General features: G+C 62.3%; 24 protein-coding genes, 1 pseudogene and 1 riboswitch. Of the genes and pseudogenes, 9 read left to right on the forward strand and 16 right to left on the reverse strand.

Annotated elements, in window-relative coordinates; all coding sequences use genetic code 11:
- Nucleotides 1-112 precede the first annotated feature (112 nt).
- From AB4Y94_RS05045 to AB4Y94_RS05055, 3 genes are all read left to right on the forward strand, one after another.
- Nucleotides 113-1,375, forward strand: a complete 1,263-nt coding sequence (locus AB4Y94_RS05045) for an MFS transporter (RefSeq protein ID WP_441725605.1) — start codon at nucleotides 113-115, stop codon at nucleotides 1,373-1,375.
- A 6-nt stretch (nucleotides 1,376-1,381) separates the two neighbouring features.
- The gene (locus AB4Y94_RS05050; protein ID WP_441725608.1) at nucleotides 1,382-1,966 is read left to right on the forward strand and encodes an NAD-dependent epimerase/dehydratase family protein; all 585 of its coding nucleotides are present in this window, start codon (nucleotides 1,382-1,384) and stop codon (nucleotides 1,964-1,966) included.
- Between the two features lie 871 nt (nucleotides 1,967-2,837).
- Nucleotides 2,838-3,575: an SDR family oxidoreductase gene (locus AB4Y94_RS05055; protein ID WP_441725610.1), complete on the forward strand. Its 738-nt coding sequence runs from the start codon at nucleotides 2,838-2,840 to the stop codon at nucleotides 3,573-3,575.
- 52 nt (nucleotides 3,576-3,627) lie between these two features.
- Here AB4Y94_RS05055 and AB4Y94_RS05060 read toward each other — a convergent pair whose 3' ends face one another.
- The gene (locus tag AB4Y94_RS05060) at nucleotides 3,628-4,254 is read right to left on the reverse strand and encodes a dihydrofolate reductase family protein (protein ID WP_441725612.1); all 627 of its coding nucleotides are present in this window, start codon (nucleotides 4,252-4,254) and stop codon (nucleotides 3,628-3,630) included.
- Between the two features lie 164 nt (nucleotides 4,255-4,418).
- Between AB4Y94_RS05060 and AB4Y94_RS05065 the strand changes: the two genes are divergently transcribed.
- On the forward strand, nucleotides 4,419-5,243 hold the full coding sequence (locus AB4Y94_RS05065) for an alpha/beta fold hydrolase (protein ID WP_441725614.1): 825 nt from the start codon (nucleotides 4,419-4,421) through the stop codon (nucleotides 5,241-5,243).
- A 37-nt stretch (nucleotides 5,244-5,280) separates the two neighbouring features.
- Here the strand turns inward: AB4Y94_RS05065 and AB4Y94_RS05070 are convergent, their stop codons facing one another.
- Together AB4Y94_RS05070 and AB4Y94_RS05075 are read right to left on the reverse strand one after the other, a co-directional pair.
- On the reverse strand, nucleotides 5,281-5,484 hold the full coding sequence (locus AB4Y94_RS05070) for a hypothetical protein (RefSeq protein ID WP_441725617.1): 204 nt from the start codon (nucleotides 5,482-5,484) through the stop codon (nucleotides 5,281-5,283).
- Nucleotides 5,485-5,676: 192 nt separating this feature from the next.
- The gene (locus AB4Y94_RS05075) at nucleotides 5,677-6,171 is read right to left on the reverse strand and encodes a DUF1801 domain-containing protein (protein WP_441725619.1); all 495 of its coding nucleotides are present in this window, start codon (nucleotides 6,169-6,171) and stop codon (nucleotides 5,677-5,679) included.
- A gap of 102 nt (nucleotides 6,172-6,273) precedes the next feature.
- Between AB4Y94_RS05075 and AB4Y94_RS05080 the strand changes: the two genes are divergently transcribed.
- On the forward strand, nucleotides 6,274-6,513 hold the full coding sequence (locus AB4Y94_RS05080; RefSeq protein ID WP_441725622.1) for a DUF6518 family protein: 240 nt from the start codon (nucleotides 6,274-6,276) through the stop codon (nucleotides 6,511-6,513).
- Between the two features lie 408 nt (nucleotides 6,514-6,921).
- Here AB4Y94_RS05080 and AB4Y94_RS05085 read toward each other — a convergent pair whose 3' ends face one another.
- Complete coding sequence (locus AB4Y94_RS05085; protein WP_441725625.1) at nucleotides 6,922-7,653, reverse strand: hypothetical protein; 732 nt, start codon at nucleotides 7,651-7,653, stop codon at nucleotides 6,922-6,924.
- A gap of 500 nt (nucleotides 7,654-8,153) precedes the next feature.
- On the opposite strand from AB4Y94_RS05085, the gene AB4Y94_RS05090 reads away from it, so the two are divergent.
- Both AB4Y94_RS05090 and AB4Y94_RS05095 read left to right on the forward strand, forming a co-directional pair.
- Entirely contained in the window at nucleotides 8,154-9,137 is a 984-nt protein-coding gene (locus AB4Y94_RS05090; RefSeq protein ID WP_441725628.1) for an AraC family transcriptional regulator, read from the forward strand.
- A 275-nt stretch (nucleotides 9,138-9,412) separates the two neighbouring features.
- Nucleotides 9,413-9,487, forward strand: a riboswitch (cyclic di-GMP riboswitch).
- 18 nt (nucleotides 9,488-9,505) lie between these two features.
- Nucleotides 9,506-11,782 (forward strand): putative bifunctional diguanylate cyclase/phosphodiesterase, encoded by a 2,277-nt coding sequence (locus AB4Y94_RS05095; RefSeq protein ID WP_441725631.1) that lies wholly within the window; start codon nucleotides 9,506-9,508, stop codon nucleotides 11,780-11,782.
- Nucleotides 11,783-12,763: 981 nt separating this feature from the next.
- Here AB4Y94_RS05095 and AB4Y94_RS05100 read toward each other — a convergent pair.
- Nucleotides 12,764-13,150: a hypothetical protein gene (locus AB4Y94_RS05100; protein ID WP_441725634.1), complete on the reverse strand. Its 387-nt coding sequence runs from the start codon at nucleotides 13,148-13,150 to the stop codon at nucleotides 12,764-12,766.
- 19 nt (nucleotides 13,151-13,169) lie between these two features.
- On the opposite strand from AB4Y94_RS05100, the pseudogene AB4Y94_RS05105 reads away from it, so the two are divergent.
- Nucleotides 13,170-13,325 (forward strand): annotated as a pseudogene (locus tag AB4Y94_RS05105) (FAD-binding protein); the annotation flags it as partial.
- Nucleotides 13,326-13,562: 237 nt separating this feature from the next.
- Here the strand turns inward: AB4Y94_RS05105 and AB4Y94_RS05110 are convergent.
- The 5 genes from AB4Y94_RS05110 to dctP form a co-directional block, all read right to left on the reverse strand.
- Nucleotides 13,563-13,910, reverse strand: coding sequence for an EthD domain-containing protein (locus AB4Y94_RS05110; RefSeq protein ID WP_441725637.1), 348 nt, complete (start codon nucleotides 13,908-13,910; stop codon nucleotides 13,563-13,565).
- Nucleotides 13,911-14,013: 103 nt separating this feature from the next.
- On the reverse strand, nucleotides 14,014-14,844 hold the full coding sequence (locus AB4Y94_RS05115) for an SDR family NAD(P)-dependent oxidoreductase (RefSeq protein ID WP_441725640.1): 831 nt from the start codon (nucleotides 14,842-14,844) through the stop codon (nucleotides 14,014-14,016).
- A 46-nt stretch (nucleotides 14,845-14,890) separates the two neighbouring features.
- Complete coding sequence (locus tag AB4Y94_RS05120; RefSeq protein ID WP_441725643.1) at nucleotides 14,891-15,853, reverse strand: SDR family NAD(P)-dependent oxidoreductase; 963 nt, start codon at nucleotides 15,851-15,853, stop codon at nucleotides 14,891-14,893.
- Nucleotides 15,854-15,928: 75 nt separating this feature from the next.
- Complete coding sequence (locus AB4Y94_RS05125) at nucleotides 15,929-16,444, reverse strand: nuclear transport factor 2 family protein (protein WP_441725646.1); 516 nt, start codon at nucleotides 16,442-16,444, stop codon at nucleotides 15,929-15,931.
- Entirely contained in the window at nucleotides 16,441-17,682 is a 1,242-nt protein-coding gene (gene dctP / locus AB4Y94_RS05130; protein WP_441725648.1) for a TRAP transporter substrate-binding protein DctP, read from the reverse strand. The genes AB4Y94_RS05125 and dctP overlap by 4 nt, the downstream gene beginning before the upstream one ends.
- Nucleotides 17,683-17,904: 222 nt before the next feature.
- On the opposite strand from dctP, the gene AB4Y94_RS05135 reads away from it, so the two are divergent.
- Nucleotides 17,905-18,786, forward strand: a complete 882-nt coding sequence (locus tag AB4Y94_RS05135) for a LysR family transcriptional regulator (protein WP_441725651.1) — start codon at nucleotides 17,905-17,907, stop codon at nucleotides 18,784-18,786.
- 364 nt (nucleotides 18,787-19,150) lie between these two features.
- Here AB4Y94_RS05135 and AB4Y94_RS05140 read toward each other — a convergent pair whose 3' ends face one another.
- The 6 genes from AB4Y94_RS05140 to AB4Y94_RS05165 form a co-directional block, all read right to left on the reverse strand.
- Entirely contained in the window at nucleotides 19,151-19,816 is a 666-nt protein-coding gene (locus tag AB4Y94_RS05140) for an N-acetylmannosamine-6-phosphate 2-epimerase (protein WP_441725654.1), read from the reverse strand.
- Nucleotides 19,813-20,742, reverse strand: coding sequence for an ROK family protein (locus AB4Y94_RS05145; protein ID WP_441725657.1), 930 nt, complete (start codon nucleotides 20,740-20,742; stop codon nucleotides 19,813-19,815). The genes AB4Y94_RS05140 and AB4Y94_RS05145 overlap by 4 nt, the downstream gene beginning before the upstream one ends.
- Entirely contained in the window at nucleotides 20,739-21,446 is a 708-nt protein-coding gene (locus AB4Y94_RS05150; protein WP_441725660.1) for a GntR family transcriptional regulator, read from the reverse strand. Before AB4Y94_RS05150 ends, AB4Y94_RS05145 begins: the two co-directional genes overlap by 4 nt.
- Nucleotides 21,447-21,491: 45 nt before the next feature.
- The gene (locus AB4Y94_RS05155) at nucleotides 21,492-22,379 is read right to left on the reverse strand and encodes a carbohydrate ABC transporter permease (RefSeq protein ID WP_441725663.1); all 888 of its coding nucleotides are present in this window, start codon (nucleotides 22,377-22,379) and stop codon (nucleotides 21,492-21,494) included.
- Nucleotides 22,376-23,287, reverse strand: a complete 912-nt coding sequence (locus AB4Y94_RS05160) for a carbohydrate ABC transporter permease (protein ID WP_441725665.1) — start codon at nucleotides 23,285-23,287, stop codon at nucleotides 22,376-22,378. The genes AB4Y94_RS05155 and AB4Y94_RS05160 overlap by 4 nt, the downstream gene beginning before the upstream one ends.
- A 108-nt stretch (nucleotides 23,288-23,395) precedes the next feature.
- Nucleotides 23,396-24,718 carry an ABC transporter substrate-binding protein gene (locus AB4Y94_RS05165; RefSeq protein WP_441725668.1) on the reverse strand — a complete coding sequence of 441 codons (1,323 nt, stop codon included), beginning with the start codon at nucleotides 24,716-24,718 and terminating at the stop codon, nucleotides 23,396-23,398.
- Nucleotides 24,719-25,042 lie beyond the last annotated feature (324 nt).

A 25,042-nucleotide genomic window follows, 5' to 3' on the forward strand; every position in this document is an offset into this window, starting at 1 on the left:
GACTGAACCAGCCGTAAGTGGACCAAAATTTTGGGCCTCTTCTAGCTAGCGTGTAAGTGCAAGTGCAAGCGCCAGGCCGTTCCAATGCGGACAATCCCTCATAGGAGTCATCGTGTTTTCCAATCAACTCTCCACTTCTCCGGTTTCCGCAGCCGGGTGGCGAAGGCTTCCTGCGGGTCTGGCGATGATCGGGGCTGCCGTTGCATTCACCAGCCTGTACCTTGCCGCGGGAGCGTTGACACCCTTGCTGGTCGCCTACAAACATCAATGGGATTTCCCGCCCGCAATGCTTAACATAGCTTTTGCTGTCTATGCGATCGGATTCCTTGCGGCAGCGCTCACGCTGGGATCGCTCTCTGATTACATCGGGCGTCGTCCCGTGTTGATCGGTGCTCTAATCCTGCAACTCATATCGAACGTTCTGTTCCTTGTCGCTGCTGACATCAGCTGGGTCATCGCCGGCCGTATCGTGCAAGGCATCGCAAGTGGAGCGGCGACGTCCGCATTCACCGCCGCCTTAGTCGAGTTGGCGCCGGCGGACAAAAAGAGGCTGGGCACCATCCTGGGAAGCGTCAGCCTCACCGGCGGTCTGGCGGTGGGCTCCGTCTTGGCAGGTTTGACCATCCAGCTCACGCCGTCGGCGAACACCATAGTCTTCATCATTTTGATCGCGCTTACCGTTCTCGGGGGTGTTACGGTCGTCGCGTCACCCGAGACCGTGGTGCGCACAACTGGAGCGGCGCGGTCACTGATCCCCCGTATCACCATCCCGGCCGCTGCCCGCGAAGAATTTTACGCATCTGCCCCTGTTGTCGCCGGGGTATGGATGCTCGCCGGACTTTCCGGCGGCCTGGCGCCGAATATGGTGCGCAGCGTTTTCCACCTCGACAGCGGATTCCTTGGGGGCGTGGCCGGTTTCGTCGCCCCGGCAGTATCGACAATCATCGGGCTCGCCTTCGCGAAAGTCGAATCTCGGCGTGCCATGACAATAGGCATATATGCCTCCCTCCTCGGTGGCGCCGGCATCATCGGCGGAGTCTTCGCAGGAAGTTTGATGATCATGTTCATCGGGCAAGCGATCGCCGGTGTGGCCTTCGGCGCTTCATTCACCGCGGCTCTTCAGCTGACGTTTCCGCTTGTCGCACCGCACCAGCGGGCAGGGATCGTTGCTGCGATTTACGTTGTTTCATACTTCGCATTCGGTGTGCCGATAGTCATCGAGGGACAACTCATCGAACCGCTCGGCGAGATCCCCGCAGTGGTTTGCTACACCGCGCTCACCCTCCTCTTAGCCCTTACTAGCCTCATAGCCCAGACGCGTCTCCACCGTCGCGCCCAAGCGTCGCGCCATCACTCACAAGAAGAAAGCAGGTAAATCATCATGTCCAGAATCTTCCTCGCCGGAGCGTCAGGAGTCATCGGTCAACGCCTCATCCCACTGCTAGTCGGTGGAGGTCATTCCGTCGGTGGCATGACAAGGTCGGCAGGCAAAGCCGACGCGCTCGCCCGACTCGGCGCCCTGCCGATCGTAGTCGACGTCTTTGACCGCGACGCGCTCATCGCGGAAGTCAGGAAATTCAAACCCGACATCATCTTGAACCAACTCACGGACCTCCCAGACGACGTCAAAAAGATCGATGATCACGCTGAGCTCAACGCGCGCATCCGCACCGAGGGCAATCAGAACATCATTGACGCAGCCCGTGCGTCAGGGACCGCAAAAATACTCGTTCAGACCGTGGCTTGGGAACTCCCGGAGGGTCCGGATGCGCGTGCTGTCAAGCAATTGGAAGCCTCCGTCCTTGCCGAGGGCGGCGTAGTGCTGAGCTACGGCCAGTTCTATGGACCCGGCACATATCACCACGACCAGATCCCCCCACACCCGCACGTTCACATCGACCGCGCCGCCGAGCGCACTGTCGACTTCCTCAATGCCCCCACCGGGGTCATCGTCATCACCGACTAGCGGCGACCCGCACTGCGTCGCTAACGCTTGAACGAATAGGACGCTAAGGCGACGCAAAACCTGGCCCCTGTGGGACACCGCCAGGGCGCCCAATACAAAGACGACCGCCCCCAAGAGCGATGGGCCGCTCGCCGTCGGATCGAATTTCCGACTCCTCACATCCGTCCAGTACGCCCGCTCCAGAGGCCAGCCCCTTAAGGCCGATCACTTGGGATCCGAGGCGCAACCCCCAGCCGCTCAGTGATCGAGTGAGGCGCCAGGCGCAGTCATTCTGCCTGATGCCGCTCTCCGCGCACGACCGGGAGCATTTGAGCCGGTACTTGTGGGCGGTCGCGAGGTGCTCGTTCCCGTACGCGCGCGGCGACTCCCCCGCCCGGGGCGGGGTTTGGTGTGGCCGAAAAAGAGGGGTTCTTGTCCGATGCCGCACGGTGCTGCGCACAGTGGATGGGGGATCATCGAATGAGCGAAACCACTGCTGCTGAAGGAGCCTCGTATGACCAGTGACATCGCCGGGCGCGTCTGAGCAGCTGTCAGCGGAGATCGTTCTAGTGGCGGCAGGCGTTGAACATAACGTGGTCCGTATCTGCCACCACGACCTTTCGCCAGTCGAACGTGCCGAAGTCACGCAGCACCATCCGCGACTCGACTTCAACCGTCAGAGCCTCGACGCATTCAACGAGGGTAAGCTCCGCCGGCCGGAGACCACCCTAAGGAGCGTCGATGCAGATGTGCTGCGGCACTTCGACCCGGTTTCTGACGGACTGACATCGCGGACACCGTCCGGGACTCTTCGCCACCCAGTAGCGAGCCGGCCAACTGCCGAACGCCCACGACCCAAACCAAGCCAAGCCAAGCCAAGAAAGGCATCACCATGAATGACTCCACTACCCGCGTAGCCCTGGTAACAGGCGCAACCGGCGGCATCGGCCGCGCCACAGCCGAGCGCCTCGCGGCCGACGGCATGGCCGTCGGCGTGCACTACTCCGGCAACTCCGCGCGCGCCGCCGAGGTCGCCGCGGCAATCACCGCCGCCGGCGGACGTGCTATCTCAGTCTCCGGCGACGTGGCAGATGAAACCGCGATGAGCGCAGTGTTTGACGACATCGAGCAGGCGTTTGGCGGCATCGACGTCGTAGTGAACACCGCCGGCATCATGCTCCTCGCGCCGCTTGCCGAGCTGAACCTCGACGACCTCGATCGCATGCACCGCACCAACATCCGGGGCACCTTCGTCGTTTGCCAACAGGCGGCCCGCCGCGTGCGGGCAGGTGGCGCGATCATCAACTTCTCCACCTCCGTGACGCGCCTGTCGTTCCCGAACTACAGCGGATACGTGGCCACCAAGGCCGCAGTCGAGGCCATCACCCCGGTGCTGGCCAGGGAGCTTCGCGGCCGGGACATCACCGTCAACGCCGTCGCCCCTGGCCCGACCGCGACGCCACTGTTCCTCGACGGCAAAGACCAAGCCACCATCGACCAGCTCGCCAAGGCTGCGCCGCTCGAACGCCTCGGCACCCCCGAGGACATGGCGGAAACGGTCTCCTTCCTTGCCGGCCCGGCCCGCTGGGTCAACGGGCAGGTCATCTTCTCGAACGGCGGGATCGCGTAACCCGCGGCCGTCCACGAACGGTTCCGCCCCTTACACAAGGCGCCGCGCACAGTCATCGCGGAGGTTCGACGGTCCTCCGGTAGGTGTTGATCACCACTCCCGAGGCGAGAGCGCGCGTTTCGACCAGCGCGAGCCGGGAGGGCGTAAACCCTTCGGAAAACAGTTTCTTGCCGGTGCCGAGCACAATCGGGTACACGATGAGCCGGTACTCGTCGACCAGGTCGTGCTCGGCGAGCGTCCTGATCAGCACCGTACTCCCCCACACCCGGATCTCACCGCCCTGCTCGTCCCTCAGCCGTGCGACTTCAGCCGGCACGTCGGGCCCGAGCAGGTGGGAGTTCTTCCAGCCGAGCTCGGTGAGCGTGCGCGATGCGACGTATTTGGGAACACGGTTGTAGCGCCTGGTGAACTCTCCCATCACGCCTTCGGCATTCTCGTCCCACACGCCCCACGCGCGGGCCCAAATGTCGTAAGTCTTGCGGCCGAGCAGCAGCGCCTCGGTGCGGCTCTCCCACTCCTCGATGATCGGGCCGCCCTCATCCAACCGGTCATGCGCGGCGTCGTAGTCGATCGCCCAGCCGCCGAGATCGAACCCGCCCTCGCGATCCTCTTCAGCCCCACCGCCACCCTGAACGACTCCGTCGAGTGTGATGAATTCCTGCACCACGATCCTGCCCATGTCTGCACCCTTCGGTCTGGCTGCTAGCAAATTAGTGCACCGTGCCGCCCCGTGCAAAGAGGTCAGAAGAGGACTGGCCTTTCCGGGAAAGCTGTGGATTCGGTCGCAGCCGAAGCGTACTTTGGGGTGTGAGTCGGGGGTCAATCGATCACAAGGGAGAAATCGTGGGCACCATAGCGACGTCAGACGGCACGGAAATCTTCTACAAGGACTGGGGCTCTGGGCAGCCCATGGTGTTCAGCCACGGCTGGCCGCTCTCGGCCGACGACTGGGACAACCAAATGCTGTTCTTCCTCGATCAGGGATATCGCGTCATCGCGCACGACCGGCGCGGACACGGCCGGTCGACGCAGACTGGCGACGGACACGACATGGACCATTACGCGGCCGATCTGGCCGCCCTGACCGAGCAGCTCGACCTTCACGACGCCATCCACGTCGGTCACTCCACCGGCGGCGGCGAAGTCGTCCACTACATCGGCCAGTACGGCGAAGACCGGGTCTCTCGCGCCGCGATCATCAGTGCTGTACCACCGCTGATGGTGCAGACGGATGCGAATCCCGGTGGCCTCCCGAAGAGCGTCTTCGACGACCTGATGGCCCAGCTCGCCGCGAACCGATCGGAGTTCTATCGTGCTCTTCCGAGCGGGCCGTTCTATGGATACAACCGGCCCGGTGTGGAAGCGTCGGAGGCGATCATCGAGAACTGGTGGCGACAGGGAATGATGGGCGGCGCGAAGGCCCACTACGACGGGATCGTCGCGTTCTCGCAGACCGACTTCACCGAGGACCTCAAGAAGATCACGGTGCCGGTCCTCGTCATGCACAGCGAGGACGACCAGATCGTCCCCTACGCGGATGCCGGGCCGCTCTCTGCGAAGCTCCTGCAGAACGGCACGCTCAAGACCTACAAGGACTTCCCGCACGGCATGCCGACGACGCAGGCCGACACGATCAACGCCGACCTCCTCGCCTGGATCTCGAGCTGACGCCGACTGCGGCCGAACCCGCACCCGCGACTGCGGATTACTGTGCGCCGCGACTACGCCGGGCGATGGCGATCGCCACCAACACGAGACCGACCAGTAGGACGATCGGACCGATGGTGGCCCACATGGACGAACCGCTCATCACCGACCCGCGCAGGACGTTGAACCCCTGCAAAGTCCACACGAGACCAGCGCAACTCAGGATCACGCCTGGAACGAGGAAGGGCCAGATACGCTTCACGGGGCAACACTATCTCAGCTGTCGCCGACGCTGGCTGCTTCTCGGTAAGCCGTTCTTCTAGGGCGCCTTAGCCAGTTGAACCCCGCGTCATCGATTTCGTCGTTGGACACCAAGTCGGGCCAACTATAGACGCAGGAGAGATTTGGCGATGCGAAGCATCTGGCCGGATGGAGAGATTTGGCTGCGATGTATTCAGCGCTTCTTGCCGCCGACACCCGGCACGGACGCGACCTGTTCCATCCACGCCGCGATCTGGCGTTGGTCAAGGTCGTCCACCGACTCGAGCTCCACACCCCGTGTCGCCTTGCCCATCCCCACCGGCGTCACCGGCGGTACCGGCTCGAGCGCCGCGCCATTGATAAACATGAGCTTCACATGGCCGGCGAAGCCGCCGCAGCTGAAGCACCACCCGTCGCCGACGCCGTAGTACGCCATGCCCCACTTCACAGAGCGCTGGAGGTCGGGCAGCGTCGTGGCCGCCAGCGCATCGACCGCTTCGGCGACGCCCCGCTGCGGCTGCGGCAGGCTGGCGATGTACGCGAAGACCGGCTTGTCGCCGACCGCGGCTTTCGCGGGGCTGGCGCGGCCAGTCATGGCTTCCGGCGGGGTCCAGGCGGCGGCGGCTTGTGCCGCGGTGCCCGTGGCCGGTTTCTGGACGTCGCTCTTGCCGTTCTCCTGGCTGTCCATGGCGAGATCCTATTCCTCACGCTTCGTGCGTGCGAGCTTGCTACAGCCAGATGCTGCGCCCCAGCAACACCTGGACGCCCTCGTGAGATACGGTGTGGCAGCGTGGCAAGCCCTAACGGTCACCCCGCTGGCGTCATCCTGATCGGTGACGGCCTCTTTGGACCAACGGTCATCGCCGGCTCGACGAGCCCGGTGTACTGGTGGATCATCACCGGGCTGGGCGTGGGCTTCGCCACACTCCACCTGTGGCGAACGCGAGCATCGCCGGGTGTCATCGCCCTGTGCATGGCCAACATCGTGCGCGGCTCCGGGGCATTCTGGGCCGCCTGCTCGGCGCTGTGACGCTGTGACATCTCCGGCTGCCAGACCGCCTCGGCGACCGGTCCGCCGATACCCATTGTGTTCGTCATTCCCCTTCGCGTGGTGCATTCTCGCGCGTCGACGGCGCCCGGGTCGCCTCGAGCCCGGACGGCACATCGCTCTGATGTGTGGTGGTCTTGCCGCGGCGATTTCGGAGGCGGCCGAGCACATGCGTTGACTTGACGTGCTCGACCGGGGCCGCGGTCGGAGGTGCGGGCGGGCGGGCGGGTTGGTTGTTCACGATCACAATCCAGTCGCAGCGCCCGCATGACCGTAAATAGCGGTGCACCGCTAGCCCGACTCCGAAGTGCGGGTTTGGAATGAGGCGGGTCCGAGATCCGCATTTTGGGCAAACTGGCTCCGGCTTCGCGGCGCGGAGTCGCCTCGGGTTCATGCGGCGGCCTGTCCGGTGAGCTGCACGCTGCGCGGGAGTTCACTTCGATGCGGTTTGGAAGGCGGTTGCACTGTTCCCTTGTTCAGCGAGTCGGCGACGTGTGTACCGATGCGGCGGCCCCACTTCGCATAGGTGCGGGATGTGAGAGATGAAACGGTATCCAACGGAATCATTGTCGTGTTTGATTGTGCGCAGATTCGACTGGTCTCGACGTTGAGGGTTCGCGCGTGCCCGCCAGTAACCACGCGCGCGAGGGGTGAGAGCCGTTTGGCCAGGTGCAGGCTGGCGGCGCTCGTCACGAACAGGGATGCATCCGCAGATTCCAAGGCGCGCACCAAACAGACCATGTTGCGCCGCCAACTACGCCGAGCTGTGAGGCAAGAAGCATCCGTGGTGGCGAGCATGAGCACGATTGAGTCGTAGCCGTCGACGTCCATGTCGCCAATGCGTTTGAGGGTCGAGCGAGCCGACGCACCCGGTTGTGCCGCGACAGTCACCACTACGCCGCGCTCGAGGAATTCGAAGAGATGTCTGGCCAAATGCCCAGCCACACCGAGCTGGTGGGTCCGCACGCCGAAACCCGCTGCGGGGCCGTCACCAATTATGAGGATGTGGGCGGGGTCAGTTCCGGCAATCGTGATCTCGGATGGCCCGGTCGGGTAAAGCCAGTCGCGCCGGTCCTGCGTTTCGGCTTTGAACCACGCCCAAAACAGCGGACCCAGGACCATACGCCGACATTGCCGCAACGGTCGCGAGACTGACTGGTACAGCCGACGATTGGGCGCGCGCATAAGTGCTCTACAACTTTCAGAGGATGAGGGAGCGCATCGATGCGCGACGGAAATGTATGCCGTTCGGAACCACGGCTGCGTCCTCGGGATAATTCGGTTGGAGTGCTCCAGGCGCGGTTCAGATCGGGGCAAATCGACTCCTGTGACCCACCCCGTCTAGCGAGGCGATGTGCCATCAAGGCCTGATTTGAAACGAGCGTCCTAGTCCATTGCAGTTAGGTCGCAGCGTTCGGAATGCACGGCGTCCCCCTTACCCGAAAAAAGAGGGACACCGTGCAGCCATGCAACGGGGCCCGACCGGGTCCGGAGCGTGGTCCTTCCAAGCTAACGGTCCGGAAATGCAGACGAAATCCGAAAAGCGCGGTGCACGGGATCCCAATAACGCGGAATGGAGCGGCACAACGCCTACGGAGCCTTCCCTACGCCAGAATCACAGTATGCAGTCGACGTCTCGTGAGGTGTTCAGCCGTCATCCCGTCGTCTCCTGCCGGGACCTCGACGTGGCACGCCGGACGCTGAGCGAGGTGTACCTACCGATGGACTTCCCGTCGGCATCCGCTTCGACCTCCCTCGACATGTCCCTGAATGTAATCAAGGTTGGACGCGTGACGGCGGGGTACCTGCAATTCGGGGACGCCATGCGAATTCAGACCGTGGAAGCTGCGAACTATCATGTCGACATTCCCGTCGCAGGCAAGGCGAGGATGCAAGCCGGCCCGCGTGACCCCGTGCACGGGACCCCGCAAACCGCCGCAATTTTCGCACCCGGCCTTCCCGTCGATCTCGATTGCGACGACGACTTCGCCCAGATCGCACTCATGCTCCCGAAGGCGGGACTACAGTTCGAACTGGAGAGCCTCCTGGGACACAGCCTCAAGAGGCCACTGGAATTCTCAATGGCCCTGGACCTCGCCTCTCCGCCCGGACGCACAGTGTTGCGGGCACTCCGACTAATCGACGCCGCGTCCAACCAAGATGACGGCATGCTCCAGCACCCGCTCGCCGCGCACCGTCTTGAACAAGTGTTGATTCACAGCCTGCTGCTCGCGCAACCTCACAACTACTCGGAAGTACTTCGGGCCACTCCGCCCCACGCGGGCGGACATTCGGTCTCTGAGGCAGTAGACCTGATGCGAGCGCGTCCAGCCCACGCGTGGACTACGGCGGAGCTCGCCGCCGCTTCCTCGACCAGCGTGCGCAGCCTGCAGGAGAACTTCCGCCGTTCAGTTGGCACGTCCCCGATGAGATACCTTCGCGATTTCCGGCTTGAGCAGGTGCACAAGGAACTCGTAGCCACCGAGCCCGGTGCCGCGACAGTGACCGAGGTAGCGGCGCGTTGGGGATTCGTGCATCTCGGCCGCTTCGCGGCCGCATACCGGCAACGGTTCGGCGAACGCCCATCAGACACAATTAGTCGCTGATCACCTTGCTTCGGGAGGCATCGCTCAATCCGAACGCACTCGAAGCGTTCCTCGACCTCACACGCAATCGCAATGAGGACGGAGGCCTCGACCAGCGGTCCGCGACGATCATCGCTGTGTCGGCGGCCCGCTCAATCCACGTCTCACCAGCCGTACCTAGAATTGGGGTAGAGCAAGAACTCCGGACGAGGAGTGCTCATTAGTAGCCTCAAAGAGAGTGGACATTCCCGCACCCTCCCGGAATCATCAGGGCGGTGCATTCGCCCGCACTACCTCAACGTAAATAGCAAACCCGGCGCAAGTCGGGGACGCAAAGCCACGGGACCCTTCGGGTCGGCCGGGCTGCCGAAGCGAGAGAAGTTGCACAAATGCGCGCACAAATGGCGGAACATCCTGCAGTCGATTCCGTCAACCCTGAGCAGGACAGGCTCCGGGCGCTCGAAATCGCGGCGAAACACTTGGCTCTAGGTGGCTCACTGCACGACGTGCTCGATCGTGTCATTGTTGGGGCAGCCGATGCGGTTCCCGCTCTCCGCCACGACTTGGCTATACAACTCCCCAACGGGCTGACGCATTCCCGGTCGCGAGGCGATCGTGAAGTGGCAGCGGAGGCGCTTACCCGCACGGGGCGCCACGCCCATGGCCACGACCGCGACAAGGACTTCGGAGGAAATGTTCTCGCCGCCCCAGTGGCCTCGGGAACACACAGCTACGGGACCCTGATTGCAATCGCCCCCCAAGACGCTCACTTTTCCTCGGACGACCACATCATGCTGGCGGCATATGCGCATCACGCCGCCGCCGGCATAGAAATGACCATCCTGCTGGCCGAATCACGTGAGCAGCGGGAAACGGCCGAGATGCTGTTGGAGGCCGCCCGGTCCCTTTCCGAGCAGTACACGGTTGACGACGTCGCGCAGTCTATGTCAGAGGCAGCGCTCGTGCTGTCGGGGGCTAATCGCTCGGGTGTGGCTCTCTGGGACTCAGGCACCGCACAACTCCGCTTTCATGGTGCCACTGGATGGCGGGGAGCCCTCGCGCAGAAACTCTCCGACTTTGTTCTCACCACACAGGAGAGCCCCGAACTCAGCGACATGCTGATCTGCCCCGCCCCGCTGCTCATCGACGGGCGAGGCTCAGACTGGGCCCAGTCAATGCTCGACCACTTCGAGTTGAAAGCGCTTCTAGCGATACCCATCCTCACAAACGAAGACTTCCGGGGCCTTGTCATCGCACACTGGGACGGCAACCCTCCGCGCTCGCTCGATCACGCGGCTGTCCAACGATTGTCGGGCTTGGCTGGCCTCGCGTCGGTAGCCCTCCACAATGCGCAGCTGATGGAAGAAGCGCGCTGGAAGGCACTGCGCGACCCGCTCACCGGTCTCGCTAACCGGACCCTGTTCGAAGAGGAACTTCAGAGGGCGTTGGGGAAGGCATCCGGAGCTGGTCACTCCGTCGGAGTGCTTCTTTGCGACATCAACCGTTTCAAGCGTTTCAACGAGAGTCTGGGGCACGGGGCCGGCGATGAAGTCCTTCGCCAGGTCGCGACGCGGCTGGGACGTTGCGTTGACGGCGGGGACATCGTGGCCCGTATCAATGGGGACCAATTTGCCGTACTGGCGTTATGCCCCGACGCCGTCGACCGTGCAGCCATGATCATTGCCGAAATACGCCAGTCGTTCGCAGAACCCCTGCGTATCGGCAGTGAGATGTTATTCGCGGATGTGGCTATCGGTGTTGCCACAAGCACCGGACCTTCCATCGAGGAGGCCGGAGCTTTCGGGAAACCGGCCCAAAGAATGATGGAGTTGGCAGACCTTGACCTGCACCGGTCGAAGGCAACCATCACCGGCCACATTAACCCGGACCAAGCGGACACTGAACGGCTCCGGTTGGAGACTGACCTTCGCGGAGCCGCCGGCCGCGGTGAATTGCGAGTCCATTACCAACCCCAAATTGACCTGGCCAACGGCAGCATAGTTGGCGTTGAGGCCTTGGTGCGGTGGGAGCATCCGGAGCTCGGAATGATCTCCCCCGCTTCCTTCATCCCCATCGCTGAAGAGAGCGGGCTCATCCGGGAAGTCGGAACGCACGTTCTTCAGGAGGCCACGCGCACGGGCGCGAGTTGGCACAAGGCCGGCCTTCCTGTCGAAATGGCCGTCAATGTCTCGGTGGCCCAGCTCAGTGCCCCCGACTTTCTTTCGCAGGTCAAAGAAGCATTGCACCAGACGGGCTTCCCGGCCGCATCTCTGACCATCGAAATTACCGAGAGCCAGGTTGTCACCGACCACGCCGTTCTCCGCACCGTGCTACGAGAGTTGCGTGAGCTTGGCGCCGGGCTTTCGATCGACGACTTCGGAACAGGCTTCTCTTCGCTTACCCAGTTGCAACGGATGCCAGTGACCGAGGTAAAGATCGACAGAGCTTTCACGACTGAGCAGACCAGCAGTGCTGTATCCCCGTTCCTCGCGGGCATAGTGGGACTCGGCCACGGCCTCTCACTTCGCGTGATCGCGGAAGGCGTCGAGACGGAGGCGCAGTTGGCGGCTGTCCGCGCTGCGGGGTGCGACCGGGCGCAGGGTTATCTTCTCGGACGCCCCGGCGACGCAGCCACCATCCTGCGTCACTTGAAGCAAACGGCATGAGCAGCATCGGGTGATGAACCAGTCCTCACACATCGGTGCGCGCCGCTGAGCGCATACTCTGCCCTGGAGGTTGAAAGCTCTCATGGGCCGGCTCACACGTCTGCTACATCAGCCAGTATCGCAACGGTTCCGTCTGGCTCGACGCGCGGTATTGGGATCACTCATCTCCACGCGACGAGCGGGGCCGAGTGATTGTCGGGACGTGGCTCGGCGATAGCAGGGAGGGTCGGACGGACGGCTCGGCGTATAAAGCCGTGCAGGTCAGGTCAAGCAGATTGGAACCGAGCCGAGGAGCCCGGATCTAGCGCCTGCGCATCCCGCTAGCTCTCTCGCCTGCGTTTCCAGATCCCTCGACCGCTCGCGCTGGGCTTGCTCACTTCGTTGTCCTCAGCGGTCGGGGAAAGTGCAGTCGGTTGCTCTCTGACGATGACAATCCAGTCACAACGAGAGCAGGCGCGGAGATAGCGGTGGACCGCCAGGCCGGAGCCAAAGTACGGGTTTGGGATAAGCCGAGTTCGGCAGTCGCACTTCGGGCACTTGGGTTCAGGCTTCCTCGTCCCAGCTACGATCTTTCTCAAGTTGGTCTCCCGTTCTACGCGCGGCACGTCACGGCGGATGCTTCGGTTCTACACGTAACCCGACGCGTATCAGGGACGACGCATCGCTCGGAGTCTCGTCGGTCTCCCTAGGAGGCAGACGAGGCACCGCGCCGAAGCAACACACTCAATGAGCGGGGCTCAGGAAAATCATAGGCGATCTATAGACTGCCGGTATACCCTCCCTCGGGTGACGGTTGGGCGGCCCGGGCCGCTTGACAGCGTGTAGGTGCCGTTTGACTTAGGAGAGGGCCTACGACAGGGATCCTGTTGCCCGAAATGGTGCTGCCCATCTTGATCCGACACCTTTGTCGGCTGATGGCATGGCGCTACTGCATCTTTACACGATATAAAGGAGGAAGCCCGGTGGCTCTCGCTATTCGGGTTAGCGATCGCCGCCGGGTCTCACCTGACGTTGAATGCTATTCCTGGGATTCCGTTCACCGCAAGAGGAATCGAGTTCGGGAGCCACTTCGAGCGGGCTGAGAATGACTACGACGGGCACAAGCTCACCCTGATATACAGCAGGGAAAAGTAGGAGTCTGGGGAATTTACGAGCGAGTTGGTACCGCAAACCCTGGTCGCCGACATCGTCGATGACCTCGTCGATCGGAGTGCGATCCACCGCGGGCCATCCTTGCCCGATCCGCTGCGACTCATGGGAGTTCCGGTCGATGCAGCGACAGCCGAGATCGAGCGTTACAACGAATTGGCTGTAGACGGCGAAGATCGGGACCTCGGCAAATCCGCGCGATTCCTGAGCTCTTGCCACCGGACTCTTCTACGTCGCGGAAATGCGGCCTGCCCTTGTCAACGTGACCGCGTACGGCCTGCGGATCGATCGCGATGCCCAAGTGCTCGGGCAGGCTGGTGTGATTCCGGGCCTCTACGCTGCCGGGGAGTGCACCGGTGGCGTTTTCGGCGCCGCCTACGTCGGCAAAGACTAGGACCTCTACCTGCACCTCTTCGGGACGACCTCGCAGCCGATGTGGACAGGCTCGACCAGCACATAGGCGGGAGTGTGCACCTGCTAGTTGCCACTAGTTCCAGTGACTGGCAGATGCACGCTTACCACTGGTCCCGCGTGCCAGTCCCGCTGGTGCCATTAGGGTCGATCCTGTCGACGACGCGGCGGCGTCTCGGTGAAGGTTGGAGCCTAGCGTTTCGTCTGAGGAGAGGCTCAGTCACACAGGGAACGAAGTCTCTTCGCAGATCGCATTGCGGCTGTTCTCCAGGTCGAATAGGTGTGCGCTGCTAGCCATCCGTTCCGGCGTGTTGAACTGAGGCGACGAAAGCGCGGCTTCGAGCGACTCCCGATCATCGAAGTAGATCTCGGCCACGATGTCGAAGTCGGGTCCCACCCCGCCGAAGTTCGGTGAGTTGATGATCGGAAAACTCGCGACGTACCTACGCAACCCGAGTCCTTGCATGAGCCTCGCGCAGAGCGGCGCGTGAACCGTATGCCAGTACTCGACGAACTCCTCCACGGATAGGTTCGGGTTTCGCGAATGCAGCGAAACTGCCTTGATCATTGCCGTATCCAATCTCGTTATCCATGCGCGGTCGGTGGTCTCCCGCGTTAATTGACGTCCCACTCGACGCCAGATGGCAGTTGTTTGTGACCTGTTGTGGGAATCAGCGGCCCGGCGTCAATCCCCCGTCAATGGGGATGATCTGAGCAGTGATGAAGCGGGCACCGTCGCCGACGAGGAAGACCAGCACGGGCGCGAGGTCCGCATCCGGGTCGCCGAACCCGACCGGCAGATCCTCCTTCGTCGGCGGGAAGCGCCGCGAACCGAGCGGGAACATACTCTCCAGTTGATTCGCGGTGGCCTCTTTGCCTTCGCTCGCCGCTTCCTGGGCCGATTCGGTGAACATCAGGGTTCGCGCGATCGCCGGGTTCACGACGTTCGCCGTGATGTTGTGCTTACCCCAGGCGAACGCGAGGGATCGAGTCCAGGAGATCACAGCACCTTTCGACGCCGAGTAATGGACGGCGGACGGGTAGGAGCGAAGAGCAGAACCGGAACCGAAATTGATGATGCGGCCGCCACCGTTCTCCTTCAGATACGGGAAGATCTCCTGGTTGGTCACGAATATCGACCGCACATTGATGTTCATAATCCGGTCGAATTCACCGTCATCGATCGACTCCGGCTCGAGTACCTTGCCCATCACACCGGCCGTGACCACCATCGCGTCGATGCCGCCGAGGACGCCCGCCGCAGACGTAAACGCTTCCTTCACCTCGGTACGCACCGATGCGTCACAGTGAAAATAATGTCCCTCTCCCGGGCCTTTCCCGTTGGCAGCACTGACAACCGATTCGCCCTCCGCATCGCGGATGTCCAACGACGCGACGCCTGCGCCTTCCGCGACGAAGGCACGGACAATGGCCGCACCGGTTCCGTTTGCGCCGCCGACGACGACGATCCTCTTATTTTCAAGTTGCATGGATTTCCTCACCTTCTTAGGACCTGGACTAGTGGATCGACAACCGTTCTGCCACCGGTCAGCCGACATCCTTGACCGCGTACGCGTCCTCGCGGAGCGTGCCCGCGAAACCCATGGACGCGTGCACGATCGAGACGCGTTCTTGCTGGTCCTTGGGATAGATGTACTCGTCCTGGGCCATGACTGTTGTGAATGCGTCTCGCATCTCCTCTATCGAGAGCGCCGGCCCCATGACGCCGGTCGTTTCCGCCAGACGAACGCGCGCGACGCGGCCACCTCCGACTGAGAAGATTTCGCCGTAGATCGAGCATTCGTCGCTCAACAGATAGGCGGCACCGAGTGACACCTTTGCCGGATCCATCGTCTCGAACAGCCAATCCGCGTATTCCGATGGCGGCATCCGTTCAGTCATTCGCGTGCGTGCGGTGGGCAGGATCACGTTGCAGAGAATATTGTGCTTCGCCCCCTCGGGAGCGACGGACCGCGCCATCCCGATATACGCGGACTTCGCCGAGGCATACATAGAGGAACCGGCAACTCCGTAAATCGAGTGGGACGCCACGTACACGAAGCGCCCTCCCCCCTGCGCTTTCATGTGCGGCCATGCCGCGCGCGTCAGCCAGAAGCCCGCATAGGTGTTGATGCGCAGAACCAGATCAAGCTGCCCCGTGTCGATCCTGTCGGGGCTGCTCAGGTTGGGTGAAGTGCTCGCGTTATGCAGGATGCCATCAATTCGGCCAAAAGCGTCGATCGCAGCCTGAACGGCCGCAGCGGACCCCTCCTCCGTCGACAAGTCCGCCGTACATGCCACCGCCGAACCGCCCGCGTCAAGGATTTCGGCAACGACGGACTCCGCCGGCCCCGTACTGCTGGCCGACCCGTCCATGGCCGAGCCGTTGTCGGCGACGATGACCTGCGCGCCCCGGGATGCCAGCAGCTGCGCATGATCGCGACCCATGCCCCGACCAGCGCCCGTCACGAGAATTGCTTTCCCGTCGAAACGGATTTCATTCGCTTTCATATCGCTTCTTCCATTAGTAGGTGTTTGGCTGGGCAGGGTGGGCGCGACGAATATCAAGGCCGAGTGTCGGCGCTTTCAGGCCGGTTGTGGACATGACTTGCCGACGGCGGCAGGCGTCTCGGGGTCGAGGAGCGTAGCGTTGCCGCCAGAGATCACTGGAGCCGTCAGTCCGGGGCTCATCGGACCGCGGTAGGACGACTGGAACACGCGACTGCGGAACTTCCAATCCCCGTCAACTTTGACGTACACGTCCTCGTAGGTGCCAAAGATCTGGGTGATCTCGTGAGGCTTGCCCTGATACTCGAGGACATACCAAATGCCCTTGATCATCCCGTCACTCTCGAACACTTGCCCCGACAACGACATCATGAGGAACCAGTCATACTTTTCGAGAGCCGTACTGAGGAACGCCGCCGCTGTCTCCGCGCCGTCAACCGCCCGGTTGCCGATGTACCAATGGCAATCCTCGGTCCACGTTGAACGCCATCTCTCGATATCTCGTTTGCTAGCTGCATCAGTAAAGCGGGCGGCGAGGTTGCGGATAGCGAGCTCGTCATCCGGGGCGACTGTTTTGGGTCGTTCGAGTCTCATCTCACACCAAGGCCGTCGATGATGGCCTTGCTCCAGGCGTCCCACGCCGCGTCGTCCATGACGCCCGAGCCGCGGCCGAGCACCTCGACGATGTCACCGCCGTCAACAGGCACGCCGAGCTCGTTGACCGCGAAGTCTCTCCACGCCTCTGTGATGGCATTCGTCCGCTTGACGTCGGCTTTGGGATCGGCCACGCCCGCGGGGGCGCTGTTGACGGGGTCAGGCCGGCCTGCCCAGTACCGTGCGATGGCAGGATTCAGCTTTGCGGCATCGATGACTCCGCCACCGGCATCCTTTGCCGCGGTCACGATGTCCGCGTATCCGTCGAGCGTATCGCGGGCGAATCGCTCGAACGGCTTATATCGGGCATCGAGCATCACCTGTTGAATTTCGGGGATCAGCCCATCCCAAGCCGCGGTTGAGATCGCGATGTTCGCGCCGGGGCTCGGGGCCGTGTTAGGAAAGGCGACCCACGGGGACACTTCGAGCAAGCCGCCCGCAAGAATATTGGTCGTCGCATTCAATGCGCAGTCGATTATGCCTCGCTGCAGTGCCTCATACACTTCGTTTGGCGGAAGAAACATCCCGGTCATTCCAAGGGACTCGAGTTCCTCCTGGGCGATAGGATACGGGACTCGGACAGTACGGCCTTTGAGATCAGCGGGACTGGCAAATGGCTTCGCGCAGTGGAGCCCTTGCGGCCCGCTGAGCATCGGGAGAATTGGGATGAATCCTTTCGCGGTCATCTCCGCTCGGGCGGGGGTGTCCGGGTCCGAATGATGGACGATTTGCTGCCCGATACCCGCAATATTCATGTTTGGGTATCCGAAGCCGCTCACTGCGGTCTGCATGATGGCGTCGTCCCAATTCGAGATCGGGAGCTGATCGGCGAAATAGCCGTTGTTGACGAAAGTCACATCGGTCAGGCCGGAGTTCAGCGCGGAGATGGCCTCGGTCACCGGGTGAAGAACCCCGCCTTCGAAATACTCGAATGTCACCTTGCCCTCGGTCGCCTTCGTGACCGCGGCCATCCACTCGGTTTCCAGGACCTGCGCGGTGCTACCAGGCGGGAAAACGCTGCTGGCCGTGAGCTCGACCGCCTCGACGGCGCTCCAGTCGAAGTCGTCGCCGGCTTCCGCCGTTGGAACGGTAGTGCCGGCTGCGCTGGCGCAGCCGGCCAAGAGTGCGACTGCACCGATCGCCCCAAGGGCGAGGAAGCGCTTCTTGCTGTGTTCCACTCGTAACTCCTTTGTTCAGAGATGGGATGCCGGGGAGCAGGGACACGCAACGGTCGATCTAATGGCTCGTGCGCGGCACACCTTCGGTCTCGCCAATCCTAAAAAGCATTAATAGTTTCGTCCAATGCGGATATTCTTCGTTTAGACTCAGCTTTCCTGATATATCCTCCAAGCCTGTGGCTGGCGACTTACGGCAGACAGGACGGTAAGGAGGACGCAGACATGCTTGATCTCGAAAAGTTGCGGACGTTTGTCACGGTAGTATCGGCCGGTAGCTTCGTGCGGGCGGCTGAGGAGTTGAACCTGAGCCAGCCGGCAGTGTCCCGGAATATTCAAATTCTTGAGCGACAGTTCGGAGTGCGTCTCCTCGATCGTGACCGCACCGGCGTGCGGGTGACACCGGTGGGAAACCAAATCCTTAAGCAAGCGATCAACCTCCTCTCGAACGCGCTCTCGATCGAAAAGACTCTGTCGGCCGCGTCACACGGTCTCACCGGCACGGTCCGATTCGGAATTGGACCATTCACTGCAACCGCCTTGCTTCCGCAAGTTCTTGCTCGCTATGCGTCTTCGGAACTGCACTTGAAGGTGGAGGTTTCGATAGGTTCGACCAGCGCTATGAGACAGCAGTTGCTGGATGACCAGATCGAGTTCTTCATCGGGGTACAAGACGCGATCGCGGACGATCCGGCTTTTTCGTGTCAAGCCCTCGCCGAGATCATTCCCAGGTTCTTCGTTCGCCCGGGTCATCCACTAGTGGGCATGACACCGGGACTGGCGGAAATCGAAGCGTATCCGATCGCCTCCGGCACGGACCTTGGCGGTGTGCTCGACTTGGCCGAGCGAGCAGCATTGGGCCACCCTTCCACGTTCCTTGTCAACAATATCCACGTTCTCGGGGAGGTCTGCTTGTCGACGGATTCAGTACTAGTCGCAGGAGATGGCGCGATACCGGAGGAGCTTGTCGAAGTAACACTTGCCTCGGGCCCCGGCGTTTCCCGATCGACGCTCGGCATCGTTTCTATCCGGAGTAGATCCGAATCGCCCGCCGCAGCGCAACTACGCTCGGACCTGATACGGGTCGCTGGAACAATACACCGGTGAGAGTCAGGGGCTGGCCCGGCCGGGCCGGAAACATGTCGCGCGGTAACGCACTCCGGTCACTGACCAACCGCATAACCCTCAACCGGGCGCCATGCACGTCGCGTTCCTTGTCGACGATGGCGACGAAGTCGCCAACAGACTGACAGCCCTCGGAGCCGAACTCACCTCAGATCCAGTCTGTATAACGGCCGACATTAATGCTGGTGGCAATGCGGTGTACCTAAGCGGGCCATCCGGGATTGCCGTCGCCCCACGGAAGTGGCGCCGTGCTGCCGAAGACCGCATCGGAGGTCGCTGAAGTGAGGCGGACTAAGTTGAATGGGGCGCAGGTTCCGAATGCCATTTAGGAGACCCCACTACATGATCAGCGGGACAGCGCCTCTACAAACCACGACGTGATGGTCGTCGGATGAGTAATGGCAGTCCCGACGACGACTGAGTAGGCCCCAGCGTCCAGTGCCGCCCTCGCCTGATCCGGCGTGTGAATGCGACCTTCCGCGAAGACGGGCACTTCCAGCGCGCCCGCGAGCAGCGCGACAAGCTCTAGGTCAGGGCCGAGAGTCTTGCCCCGATCCCCCGTGTAGCCGGAAAGCGTTGTTCCCACGATGTCAGCACCCGCATCCTGTGCGGCGGAGCCGTCGTCGAAGCTCCCGACGTCGGCCATGACCAATGCGCTCGTGCGGGCATGGATCTCGGCGATCGTTTCGGCAAGGGTGAGGCCATCGGGACGCGCACGCCGCGTCCCGTCGATCGCCACGATCCCGGCACCGGCGTCGATAACGGCAAGGGCATGCGCGAGCGTCGGTGTGATGAAGACGTCGTCCGCTCCAACTTTCCACAGTCCGATCTGTGGCAGAGCTACTGACTGGCTTATCAAGCGAATATCGTCGAGTCCCTGAGCGCGAATGCCGGCCGCGCCTCCCAGGACAGCCGATTGGGCGATCAGTGACATTGCCCGTGCATCTCGCAGTGGCTCGCCCGGGTAAGCCTGGCACGAAACGATGAGGCCACCGTGGAGAGATTCGATCATGAGTTTCTTTCTATCGAGTCGAACGCGCGCTTAGCCGCGCCGATGATGGCCGCGTCATCGCCGAGCTGAGCTTTGACAACGGGCACCGTTTGAAGCAAAGGGATGGTCGTCGCCCGCAATGCGTCGTCCATGACCGACCACCACAGGTCCCCCGCGTTCCGCATGCCACCCGCGATGATGACAACGCCGGGGTCGATGACGTTCACCAAGTCACCGAGCGCTCGTCCGAGTGCTCGGGCAGAAGTGGCGACGGCCTCATGCGCAATGGAGTCGGTCCCTGCCCGCGCAATCACAGCGCGGGAGTCGCGAGCGGCGACGTCGCCCCCCCTTCGCAGGTATAGCTGATAGAGGGCATTGCCTGAGGAGACTGCTTCGAGGTGTCCCCTGCGTCCACATGGGCACAGCAGACCGGCGGCTTCTTCCACTGTGACGTGTCCGATATGACCACCCACTCCGTGTGTGCCCGCTTGTGGGATCCCGTCAATCACGACCGCGCCGCCGATGCCGGTCCCGATCGCGGCAACGAGAACTGCTCCGTGGCCCCGACCTGCTCCAACAAAAGCCTCGCCGACGGCGTGAGCGTGCACGTCGTTGTCGGTCACCACCGGTAAGCCCAGAAGACTCTCCAACATGGCCCCCAGCTCGATACCTGTCCAGTCTGCGAGGTGATCAGTTGCCGATATCACGCGGCGTCGGCCGGAATCGATGACACCGGCGGACCCAACTCCTACGGCAGTGACCGTCTGCCCTGACATGAGTCCCAGGGCCAAGCTAGCTGCCGTCGCGACGATACGCTCCCCGCCCTCTTTCGCCGGAGTCGGCGTATCCGCCCTGGCCACAACCTCGCCGAGCCGGTTGACCAGTCCAGCGGCAGTCTTTGTGCCACCGATGTCGATGCCGACCGCGAATTCGGTGAGGTCGCTCATCGTTCGGCATCCCTCGTCACGGCCAGCTGAAAGGAGTACCGGTCTGCGCGATAAATGGTGCGGGCGAACTCGACCAGCTTGCCGCGGCGGGAGGAACTGACGCGGGTCACTTCCAGCGCGGCGCTTCCGGGAGGGACGTCAAGGAGGCCGCTGCGTTCTTCGTCCAGGGTGATCGCCTGGATCTTCTGTTCGGCGCGGAAGACATCGTGACCCGCTCCACGCAGCTGTTCGTAGAGCGATTCAGCGAAATTGAACGACTCGACATCAAGGATGGCCCCCGGCAGATAGACGTCTTCGATGGCCATCGGGTTGGTGTCGGCCAGCCGGAGACGGCGGATGTGCGTGCACTCCGAACCCGGCTCGAGGCCCAGGAGGCGGGCGACGTCTTCGGGCGCCCCGGATCGGGAAAGTTCGAGTACGCGCGACGCGGGGGTGAACCCACGGCTGATCATGTCTTCCGTGAACGAGGTGAGCTTCGGGGTCTTCGAAAACAGGTCGGCCGAACCGACGTAGGTCCCGGATCCGTGAACGTTGTAAACGAGCCCCTCTTCACCGAGCTTGGCGATGGCCTGTCTCACCGTCATGCGGCTGACCCCGTACACGCCCATCAAGTCCCGCTCGGACGGTAGTGCGTCGTGTGGCGAGAGCGAGTTGGCGATCGAGGCACGGATGCCGGCTGCCACGGTTTCGTACTTATGCGCCATGCGCGTCTCCTCCTCGGATCGTCGACTTCTTCCCTTGAATAGCACTCACCCCTTGACCGCCCCTGCAGACAGTCCGCTCACAAGATAGCGCTGGGCGAAGATCGCGAAGAGGAGCGGCGGCAGCGTGGAGAGGAAGGATGCTGCTGAGATGTCGCCCCAGCGGATGCCGGTGCTGGTGATGAAGTTGGCCGCGCCGAGTGTGACCGGGGTGGCGTTCGAGGTGGACAGCACCAGCGCGAACAGGTAGTCGTTCCAGGTGAAGATGAACACCAGCACCGACACGGCAACCATTGTGGGGCCGAGGATCGGAAGCACAATGCCGAGCAACGTTCGGTAGATGCTCGCGCCGTCGACAGCGGCAGCCTCCTCGATCTCCTTCGGGATGTCGCGGAGCCCCGCGGCCAGGAGGATGATCGCCAGCGGCAGGTTGAGGAACGTGTTCGCCGCGATCAGGCCCGGGATGCTGTCTTGCAACCCGAGCGCGGAGAACAGGATGAAGAACGGCACGATAAAGAAGATCGCCGGCAGCAACCGGAGTCCGGAGGCGCCGCTGATGATCCACCGGCCGCCGAAGTTGAGCCTGACGATCGCGTAGGTTGCGGGTACCGCGATGACCAAAACCACCGCGACGGTCCCGAGCGCGATCAGCGCGGAGTTCACGAAGAAGCGGGGGAAGTCGTAGCCGGATGCGTAGAGCACGTTCGCGTAGTGGTCGAACGTGGGCGAGGTGGGCAGCGCCAACGGGTTCTTCGCGATCTCGCCGTCGGGCTTGAAGCTGACCAGAATCGCATTCAGCAGTGGAATATTCACGAGGAGCGCGATGATGCCGACCACAACCGTGAAGACCCACGTCTTCGAGCGCTTCCTGGATCGGGCATCTGTTCGCTTGTTGGGCTGCTCTCGCTGCACTCCGACCGTAGCGGTGGTGCTCATTTCTCGGCTTCCATTCCGGTTGAAGAGATGCGTTTGACGATGAACGGCACGAACGGGATCAGGCACACGAGAACAAGGAGCGCCGCGGCCGCGGCCTTTCCGAAGTCTCCAGACTCGAAGGCGGCCTTGTAAATGAAGATGCTGACTGTCGTGGTACTCGTGCCGGGGCCACCGGCCGTCAGCACGTAGATCACGTCGAAGGTGCGGAGCGCATCGATCGCCCTGAGGAAGAACGCCGCGAACAGAACAGGCTTCAGTACCGGCATCACAATGCTCAGGAGTGAACGGAAGTAGCCTGCACCGTCCATGGCCGAGGCCTCAAGCAGCTCGCTCGGAAACGATTGCAAGCCCGCATAGATGATGAGGAACGTGAATGGCGTCCACTGCAGGATGTCTAGCACAACCAGGAGGGGAACGATCGAACTCGGCGAGAACAGGGAGACGCTCATGCCGAGTCCCTGGAGGATAGCCGGCACCGCACCGATGTCGCCGTTGAGGAGAAGGCGGAACATGATACCGAGCAGCGCGGGGGCAACCATGATCGGCAACAGGATCATCGTGAAGAACAGCTTCTTGCCGGGGAACCTGCGGTTCACCAGCAGCGCGAGCCCGAATCCGAGCACCATCTCGACGGTGACGACGATCGCCGCGAACATGACAGTGAAACCCGCAGACTTCGCGAATCCGTTGTTGGTGAACAGTGCGACGAAGTTGGTCAGGCCGTTGAATGTGTTGGACTGATCGAGCAGAGTGCTGCTCTGGAAGGCGGTCAGTGCTCCCGAGAGCAGCGGATAAATCATGAAGAGTGCGGCGAAGGCGATCAGCGGCAGGCTGAGCATCCCTGCTGCAAGTGTGCGCTTCCGGCGCTCGGCGACGATTGATTTTGTGCGTTCGGCGGTGTGCGCCATGGCTGGGTTCACCTTCTGTGGGACTGGGGTGCCACGTTTTCGAGTGGAGTGGGGGCCGCGACATGGTTCACGCGCGCCCCCACTCCGGCTGGAGCCTGTGCCGACCGGTTAGTCCAGGAGTGCCTGCAGGTCGCTGTTGGCGGTCTTCAGCGCCTCATCGACCGGAGTCTGACCGACCCATGCGCCGCTCAGGTCTTCAGCGAGCTTGCTGTAGGCCTGGAACGTCTTCGGAAAGACCGGCTCTGCGTAGCCGTTGTTGGCGATCGTCTCCGAAACCTGCGCAAACGCCGGGTTGATCGACTGCTTGGCCTCGAGCACCTTCGGCATCGCCGGGATACCACCCGCTTCGGCGTACTTGGTCATCGCGTCGTTCGTGGCGAGGTAGGAGAGCCACTTCTTGGCGGCGGCCTTGTTCTTGCTCGACTTGTTCAACGACACCGCGAGGGCGTGAACGTGGGTCTGACCACCCGGAACCGGTGCGATCGCAATCTTGCCCGCGACATCCGGTGACTGCTTGGGGTCATTGAGCGAGGCGAACGCCGCCGACCACTGGATCGCGAATGCCGTGTTGCCGGACTGCAACGCAGCCTGGGTCTCAGGGAACTCGGCCTGGGAACTGTCGGGTGAGGTCCACTTGTTCTTGTAGATGTCGGCGTAGAGCGAGACGGCCTTCTTGCCGGCCTCGGTGTCGAGCGACGCCTTGCCGTCTTTCGCCCAGTTTCCGCCGTAGCCCCACAGCACGTCGTTCCAGATCATCGTGTTGTAGAGCAGGTTCTTGGCCTGCAGGATCGTGCCGTACTCGGTTGGGGAGTTCGGGTTGGCTGACTTCGAGAAATAGGCCGCCATGGCCTTGAAGTCGTCGAGATCCCACTTCTGCGGGTCTTTGGGTGCACGCGGCGTCCCGAGCACGGTTGCGCTGATCTTCTCGTACTCCGCCTGTGCGGCCGGGTTGTTCAGGAGCGCGTCGACGAGGTCTTTGCGATAGAGCAGGAAGTGGTTGCTGACGTCGAGCGGGAGGGCGTAGAGCTTCTTCTGGTACGTGAGCCCGTCAACTGCGACGGGGAAGTAGCCGGAGGTGTCTATGCCGTCGAGCGGGTCGAGGGAGGGCGCGAACTGGCCCACGTTGTAGGACGCCGTCCAGTAGACGTCCATGTCGCTGGACTTCGACGCCATGAGGGCGGTCTCCTTCGAGAACGTGTCCTGGCGAGAGAGCAGCACGACGTCAACCTTGATGCCGTCTTTCTTGCCCTGGTCGGAGTTGTAGGCGTCGACCACCTTAGCCATCGCGTCGCCTTCCGGGCCGGGCCAGGCCACCATCTTGACGGTTCCCTTGCCGGAGCCGTCCGTTCCTCCGGCCGCGGTCGAGCAGCCAGCCAGCAGCGTTGCTGACAGAAGCACTGCCCCGATCGCAAGTGCTCGGTTCTTAAGCATCTTTCCTCCAAAGTGGTATGTACCAGTTATCGATAGAGAATGTCATCCCCGTTGGATTTCCGCAAGAGTATCGAGAAAAACTTTACACAGGGGAGGTGATTGGTACGGTCCAGAGTCGTGTGAGGGCTGTGAAATTCACGAGAGCTGGTTGGGCACAATTCGAGAAGCGATTGCTGCTCTCCACCCGGCTTCCTCCGGCTCAGTTCACCCTCCTCGTGGGGTGCGTGTCCACGGCCGCATCCAAAAGCGGCCCGGCGCGGAATCAATAGCCAATAGGAGAACTTCGCCCATACTGGTGGGCCCCCATCCAACCGCGGGACGGTT

The sequence above is a fragment of the Glaciibacter sp. 2TAF33 genome (genome assembly GCF_052114945.1).
Lineage (GTDB): Bacteria > Actinomycetota > Actinomycetes > Actinomycetales > Microbacteriaceae > Cryobacterium.

Bases quoted from the DNA above. Each gene is read 5' to 3' on its own strand.
- AB4Y94_RS05050 (WP_441725608.1), top strand. From the start codon at position 1,382: ATGTCCAGAATCTTCCTCGCCGGAGCGTCAGGAGTCATCGGTCAACGC.
- AB4Y94_RS05055 (WP_441725610.1), top strand. From the start codon at position 2,838: ATGAATGACTCCACTACCCGCGTAGCCCTGGTAACAGGCGCAACCGGC.
- AB4Y94_RS05060 (WP_441725612.1), bottom strand. From the start codon at position 4,254: ATGGGCAGGATCGTGGTGCAGGAATTCATCACACTCGACGGAGTCGTT.
- AB4Y94_RS05075 (WP_441725619.1), bottom strand. From the start codon at position 6,171: ATGGACAGCCAGGAGAACGGCAAGAGCGACGTCCAGAAACCGGCCACG.
- AB4Y94_RS05085 (WP_441725625.1), bottom strand. From the start codon at position 7,653: ATGGTCCTGGGTCCGCTGTTTTGGGCGTGGTTCAAAGCCGAAACGCAG.
- AB4Y94_RS05090 (WP_441725628.1), top strand. From the start codon at position 8,154: ATGCAGTCGACGTCTCGTGAGGTGTTCAGCCGTCATCCCGTCGTCTCC.
- AB4Y94_RS05095 (WP_441725631.1), top strand. From the start codon at position 9,506: ATGCGCGCACAAATGGCGGAACATCCTGCAGTCGATTCCGTCAACCCT.
- AB4Y94_RS05110 (WP_441725637.1), bottom strand. From the start codon at position 13,910: ATGATCAAGGCAGTTTCGCTGCATTCGCGAAACCCGAACCTATCCGTG.
- AB4Y94_RS05120 (WP_441725643.1), bottom strand. From the start codon at position 15,853: ATGAAAGCGAATGAAATCCGTTTCGACGGGAAAGCAATTCTCGTGACG.
- AB4Y94_RS05125 (WP_441725646.1), bottom strand. From the start codon at position 16,444: ATGAGACTCGAACGACCCAAAACAGTCGCCCCGGATGACGAGCTCGCT.
- AB4Y94_RS05135 (WP_441725651.1), top strand. From the start codon at position 17,905: ATGCTTGATCTCGAAAAGTTGCGGACGTTTGTCACGGTAGTATCGGCC.
- AB4Y94_RS05140 (WP_441725654.1), bottom strand. From the start codon at position 19,816: ATGATCGAATCTCTCCACGGTGGCCTCATCGTTTCGTGCCAGGCTTAC.
- AB4Y94_RS05145 (WP_441725657.1), bottom strand. From the start codon at position 20,742: ATGAGCGACCTCACCGAATTCGCGGTCGGCATCGACATCGGTGGCACA.
- AB4Y94_RS05150 (WP_441725660.1), bottom strand. From the start codon at position 21,446: ATGGCGCATAAGTACGAAACCGTGGCAGCCGGCATCCGTGCCTCGATC.
- AB4Y94_RS05155 (WP_441725663.1), bottom strand. From the start codon at position 22,379: ATGAGCACCACCGCTACGGTCGGAGTGCAGCGAGAGCAGCCCAACAAG.
- AB4Y94_RS05160 (WP_441725665.1), bottom strand. From the start codon at position 23,287: ATGGCGCACACCGCCGAACGCACAAAATCAATCGTCGCCGAGCGCCGG.
- AB4Y94_RS05165 (WP_441725668.1), bottom strand. From the start codon at position 24,718: ATGCTTAAGAACCGAGCACTTGCGATCGGGGCAGTGCTTCTGTCAGCA.